The sequence below is a fragment of the Acetobacterium sp. genome, from assembly GCF_041752335.1.
Taxonomy (GTDB): Bacteria; Bacillota; Clostridia; order Eubacteriales; family Eubacteriaceae; genus Acetobacterium.
In genome coordinates, this window is record NZ_JBGSHG010000057.1 from 1 (window position 1) to 4935 (window position 4935).

Annotated in this window: 5 protein-coding genes; 3 read left to right on the plus strand and 2 right to left on the minus strand. The window is 33.8% G+C overall.

Translation table 11 applies throughout. The features are described 5' to 3' along the window. The first annotated feature begins 150 nt into the window (after positions 1–150). From ACEW8F_RS07435 to ACEW8F_RS07445, 3 genes are all read left to right on the plus strand, one after another. On the plus strand, positions 151–1647 hold the full coding sequence (locus ACEW8F_RS07435) for an ATP-binding protein (protein ID WP_373482846.1): 1497 nt from the start codon (positions 151–153) through the stop codon (positions 1645–1647). Positions 1648–1668: 21 nt separating this feature from the next. Then, positions 1669–2283: a DUF4365 domain-containing protein gene (locus ACEW8F_RS07440; protein ID WP_373482847.1), complete on the plus strand. Its 615-nt coding sequence runs from the start codon at positions 1669–1671 to the stop codon at positions 2281–2283. A gap of 208 nt (positions 2284–2491) precedes the next feature. Beyond that, positions 2492–2821 (plus strand): transposase, encoded by a 330-nt coding sequence (locus ACEW8F_RS07445; RefSeq protein ID WP_373482848.1) that lies wholly within the window; start codon positions 2492–2494, stop codon positions 2819–2821. A gap of 6 nt (positions 2822–2827) precedes the next feature. Here ACEW8F_RS07445 and ACEW8F_RS07450 read toward each other — a convergent pair whose 3' ends face one another. Both ACEW8F_RS07450 and ACEW8F_RS07455 read right to left on the minus strand, forming a co-directional pair. Further along, positions 2828–4099, minus strand: coding sequence for an RES family NAD+ phosphorylase (locus tag ACEW8F_RS07450; protein ID WP_373482849.1), 1272 nt, complete (start codon positions 4097–4099; stop codon positions 2828–2830). A gap of 161 nt (positions 4100–4260) precedes the next feature. Continuing rightward, positions 4261–4785, minus strand: a complete 525-nt coding sequence (locus tag ACEW8F_RS07455; RefSeq protein ID WP_373482850.1) for a protein NO VEIN domain-containing protein — start codon at positions 4783–4785, stop codon at positions 4261–4263. Positions 4786–4935 lie beyond the last annotated feature (150 nt).

The following is a 4935-nucleotide window of genomic DNA, read 5'->3' on the forward strand; positions in this document are numbered from 1 at the left end:
TGATCGATGAACTTGATCTAATTGAGCTGTTTGAAGCCCCTGGGCATGGTCGAGTACTTGGTGAAGTTACTGAAAAGCAGAAGGATCTTTATGAAGCATTAGGGATTGATCCTCCATCGTTATAAATTTCGGGAATCCAGGCTGAAAATTATGTTAGAAATCGAATGCGATGACCAGGTAACTGGTATAATCAATGGAGAAACGCGTGCCATTTCTTTACCAATTGGACAATCAGTTATTTTTCCCGACTATGATGTTAAAATAAACATTGATAAATTTTTTGGATTTCACTTTTCGATTTTTGGTAACACCGGATCGGGAAAATCAAATACAATGGCACAAATAATCCAAAACATATTTAAAAAAACAGATTATTCTGCACGAGGGGCTAAGTTTATTATTTTAGATTCAAATGGAGAATACGAATCCGCATTTAAGGATATTAATCAATGTAATGATTTGATTAATGCAAAGATGCTTTCTACTGATGATTATGCTACCGATGAATACCTCGAAATTCCAGTATGGGCATTATCTGCTGATGACTGGGCCATCCTCTTACATGCTTCTGAAAAAACGCAAATACCAATAATTAAACGTGCCATCGACATTGCTCGGATTTTTTTTGATGAAGATAACACTGATAACAAATTAAAAAACCATATCCTAAGTTGTACGATTTTGGGAGTATTAAATAGTTCAGATTCTTCCCCATCAAAAAGTGACAAATTAAAAGTCATTCTTTCAACATTTGGAACAGCAGAATTTAATTTGGATACCCGCTTAAGCAACGGGAAAAACATAAGAACCTGTCTGGCAACTTCCTATGGTCAAATTCCTTTAATAGAAGAATTACAGAATCACTGTGAACAATATGAATACATCGATATTTCAAATGAATTGAAAAATCAAAAACTGGTTATTTACGACTTAAACCAATTTGCTGAGGCTATCTCATTTGCTGTATTATACGAAGGTAGTATCAGTTCGCAAAGAATTCAAGAATATACATCTACACTTGTAACTCGTTTAGACTCACTAAGAGATAGCGACCAAGGCAGACTTCTAACCAAGACGATATTTACGGATATTGATTCATATGTAAATAATTTAATTGGAGATCATCAAATATTAAATATCAACATCAGCAATCTGGATGACTCCGCTTGTGAGGTAGTCGCCAAAGTTTTGTCGAAAATTATATTCGATTTTTTAAGAAAACGCCCCGTAAAAGCTGATATGCCAATCAATCTAATTATTGAAGAAGCACATCGATTTGTTAAAAACCAGAATCAGTATGGTGCTCTCGGATATAATATTTTTGAACGTATTGCCAAAGAAGGGCGAAAATTTGGATTACTCTTGGGAATTTCATCTCAACGGCCAAATGAACTTTCAAAGACTGTTGTATCACAGTGCAGTAACTTCATTATCCACCGTGTTCAAAACCCCGATGATTTGGCCTATATTTCTAGAATGGTACCCTATATTAGTGAAGGTATTATTGATCGATTAACTTACCTGCAAACTGGTCATGCACTTGTTTTTGGATCAGCAATCAATATTCCAACACTAACAAAATTTGAACTAGCTGCGCCACCCACTGACAGTCATAATGCACGTATTTCAGAAAAATGGTATATATAAATTAAAAGCGAGGTAATAAACATGAGATTAACTGATCGAGAAGGAGTAGGACATGTACAGATGATTGTAAATAATGACCTTGGATGGGTATTTCGCGAACAAACAACGGATGATCATGGTATAGATGCTCACATCGAGATAGCTGATGACACTTCCCTTAAAGGTAAATTGATTGCCGTCCAAATTAAATCCGGTAAAAGCTATTTCAAGGAGAAAAATAATACTGGTCCAATTTTTAGATTTAGCCGTAAACACGCAAATTATTGGCTAAATCATTCATTACCTGTTATAATTATCCTTTTTAACCCAGAAACCAAAAAGTGTATTTGGGAGACTATACAACAATCTAAAATTGAATATACTTCAAAAGGAAATTGTAAAATCACTATCCCGTATGATAAAAATTTTAACAAAACTGCAAAATCTATAATAGAAGAAATTGTTAACCTATTTCCAGTTGAAAATTATAAAAATGCTATCTTTGATTATGAATCAAACGATATATTCCCTTTAAAAGCTTGTCCAGCTTGCGGAAAAAATTCACTAAAAAGGTATTCAGCCACTGATCATGAACACGATCGACTTTATTATTGTATAGAATGTACAGACTGCAGTTGGAGCGATTGGTCAGAATAAATAATTATAGAGCCTGTAAATAATTTTGTGTCAGAGTAGAAATGCCTGTCATATTAATTTTATTTTATCACTAATCTGGTAAGAGTTTTATTATGGCAAGACAACAAATACTCACCAAAGAATGAAAAGAATTAATCGGCCAACTTCTGGCAACCTATCAGCCATAGGATAGGGGTGATGTCCAATCCATGCCATGCTGAAAGATTTGTTGGGAAATACTCTTCAGGGAATGCTCGAAGCTGAGCTAGAAGATGATCTGAGGTATTCCCGATATGATTATGCCAATAAGGAAACAGACAATCGACAAAATGGCTACAGCAAGAAAACAATCACTTCATCAATGGGGGATCTGACGATTAATATTTCAAGAGATCAGGATGGTGAATTCAAACCTCAGGTAGTAAAGAAACACCAGACTGATATTTCGACGCTTGAGGATCAAGTTCTGTCGTTCCGGAGAATCTTGACCGGGAACAGGTTCTGGTTTGTTGTCTGGATAATCCAGTCGTTCAGCAAAATTCCAGCTGCATATAACTAAGGGACATTAAACAAACTCCACGTATTTACCTGAAGTATAATTGTATTTTTTCATTGATTTTTCCTTGTACGTTGCATGCATCTTATCAAAAAGCACGAGATTTTTACCACTTAAACCTATCATGTTCATTCTCGTACTTCTGTATATTATACCGTCATACCCCTTTTTAATTAAAAACTGGCTGAATTCCCTAAACGGAATATAAGCTTTTAATTCCGGATCGGTTTCTATATCCACTGCCTCAAATATTGATTTATCGATTAAGCTAAGCATTAATGTACTGAACCTAGTATGAACTAATTCATCAATCTTCTTATCAAGACCAGCTTCTTTATGTATTTTTTTTAGGTCAGGTTCTGCTTTATCGACAAATTCATCCCTTGAATTTTCCTGTGCAAGTTTTGTTATTTTTTTTGTAAGCATTGGATCTTTCAATATTTTATTTACAACAATTTGATGAGCTTCTTTTGGGGGTGTTTTGAATTCTTTTGATAACTTTGAAGGATCAGTACCCTCATAACATAGGTCAATTATTTTAGCATCCTTTTTAAGTGGTTTGAACTGACATATAGCAACTGCACTTCCTTCTACGAGTCTTATTTCTTCAAAGCATGTTTTTTGCGCCATATTCACTACCTCATCAAACGGCTTGTGTGCATCTTCACATGATAAGTATAAATATGAAACCCCATCAGGATTCCACCTGTTATCTTTAACATATTGCTCATTCGGTATCATTAATTCATAATCATCATTGACGCTCCATGATCTGCATCGATACATTTTTCCAACATCTTTTAACTTCTTAATAAACAATTTCGGATATTTCATTATTACATTATCATGCAAATCTTCGAAAAGATTCTTAAAACCTCGCGCCACACCTTCCACTGGCTGGTCTCCAGGCAGTGCTGTCCAAAGTTCTTTAATTAAGCTATATATTTTTTCCCAATATAGGTCCTCATATATTTGAGAAAATTCATTCCACCGATCTCCTAAAATTATCTTTATTCTTGTATAAAGCTCATTAGTACACTGCTCTTCAATTAAACTATCAGATTTTCTTTGATTCGCATCATCCATTAATTGAAAATCCCTGGAAAGAATATCACAAATTCTAATTTTGGTATTAAAATCATTTAGAATTTGAGCAAAAATTTTTCTATCTTCAGCGTTTTTATAACTATCCATTGTTTCACAAATTATTTTCAATTCATTTGACTCAAGTCTATTAACTAACTTGTTTATTTCAAAAATTAAGTCGAATGCGTAGAACAAAACTTTTACCTCATTCTTTCAACATCCTTAATGTAGAAGCCCTCTAATCTCCATTTCTCTGATCTAGATCTCATGTAAATTGACCTCGTATTCTCAAATATTAGGTATTTTTACTTTAGACACTTTTCGAAAATTTGCACAATTCGCCTTCACTTTTAGAATCAATTAATCTTTGAGGATACCACCTTTCCACTATACTCATTGCAAACCCATTCCCATCTTGTTACTCTTTTAAATAAGTCCAAATTTACTATTGGTTCATAAACCAAGCACATCGTTAAGAGTTCAGTTGATTGTTCGACTATCGCCAAGACATATTTTCCTGCATATTCGACAGCCGTAGCATATTCATTATTAGTCAAGGAAAATGAATCCCCTAATTTGCCAACACTTTTTATTTCAAGATAAGTGATGTCATCTTTCCATTGTATTTCTAAATCATAACCTAGATTACTTTTGCTTACATCGGTAACTTTAACTACATTTTCCATCGACCCAAACAAAATAGCAACATTCTCTTCCACACTTCTCCATTTTTGATATATTGGTTTTTCCTTAAATATCACAGTTTGGATTAATTCATCTTTTATTGTTGGATTTTTTATATGAGAATCCATAGAAATTATTGATTTTGCCTTTATAGAACTACTACTAACTCCAGTGAAATTATTATCATTGTTACACATTATAGCGTTATTGTGTTTGGTAAAATATTAGTTAAGCAAAAGGTCTCCAAAAAGTTGTGCACCCATTAAGGTGGTTTCGAAGCAAAGAGCCATTGTCAATACCGATCAAATGCGTTACCTTTAAAGATGTCCAGTCTCTAAGAAAGGTAA

What these genes read in the sequence shown, in the direction of transcription:
- ACEW8F_RS07435 (WP_373482846.1), top strand. Translation starts at nt 151, where the DNA reads ATGTTAGAAATCGAATGCGATGACCAGGTAACTGGTATAATCAATGGA.
- ACEW8F_RS07440 (WP_373482847.1), top strand. Translation starts at nt 1,669, where the DNA reads ATGAGATTAACTGATCGAGAAGGAGTAGGACATGTACAGATGATTGTA.
- ACEW8F_RS07455 (WP_373482850.1), bottom strand. Translation starts at nt 4,785, where the DNA reads ATGTGTAACAATGATAATAATTTCACTGGAGTTAGTAGTAGTTCTATA.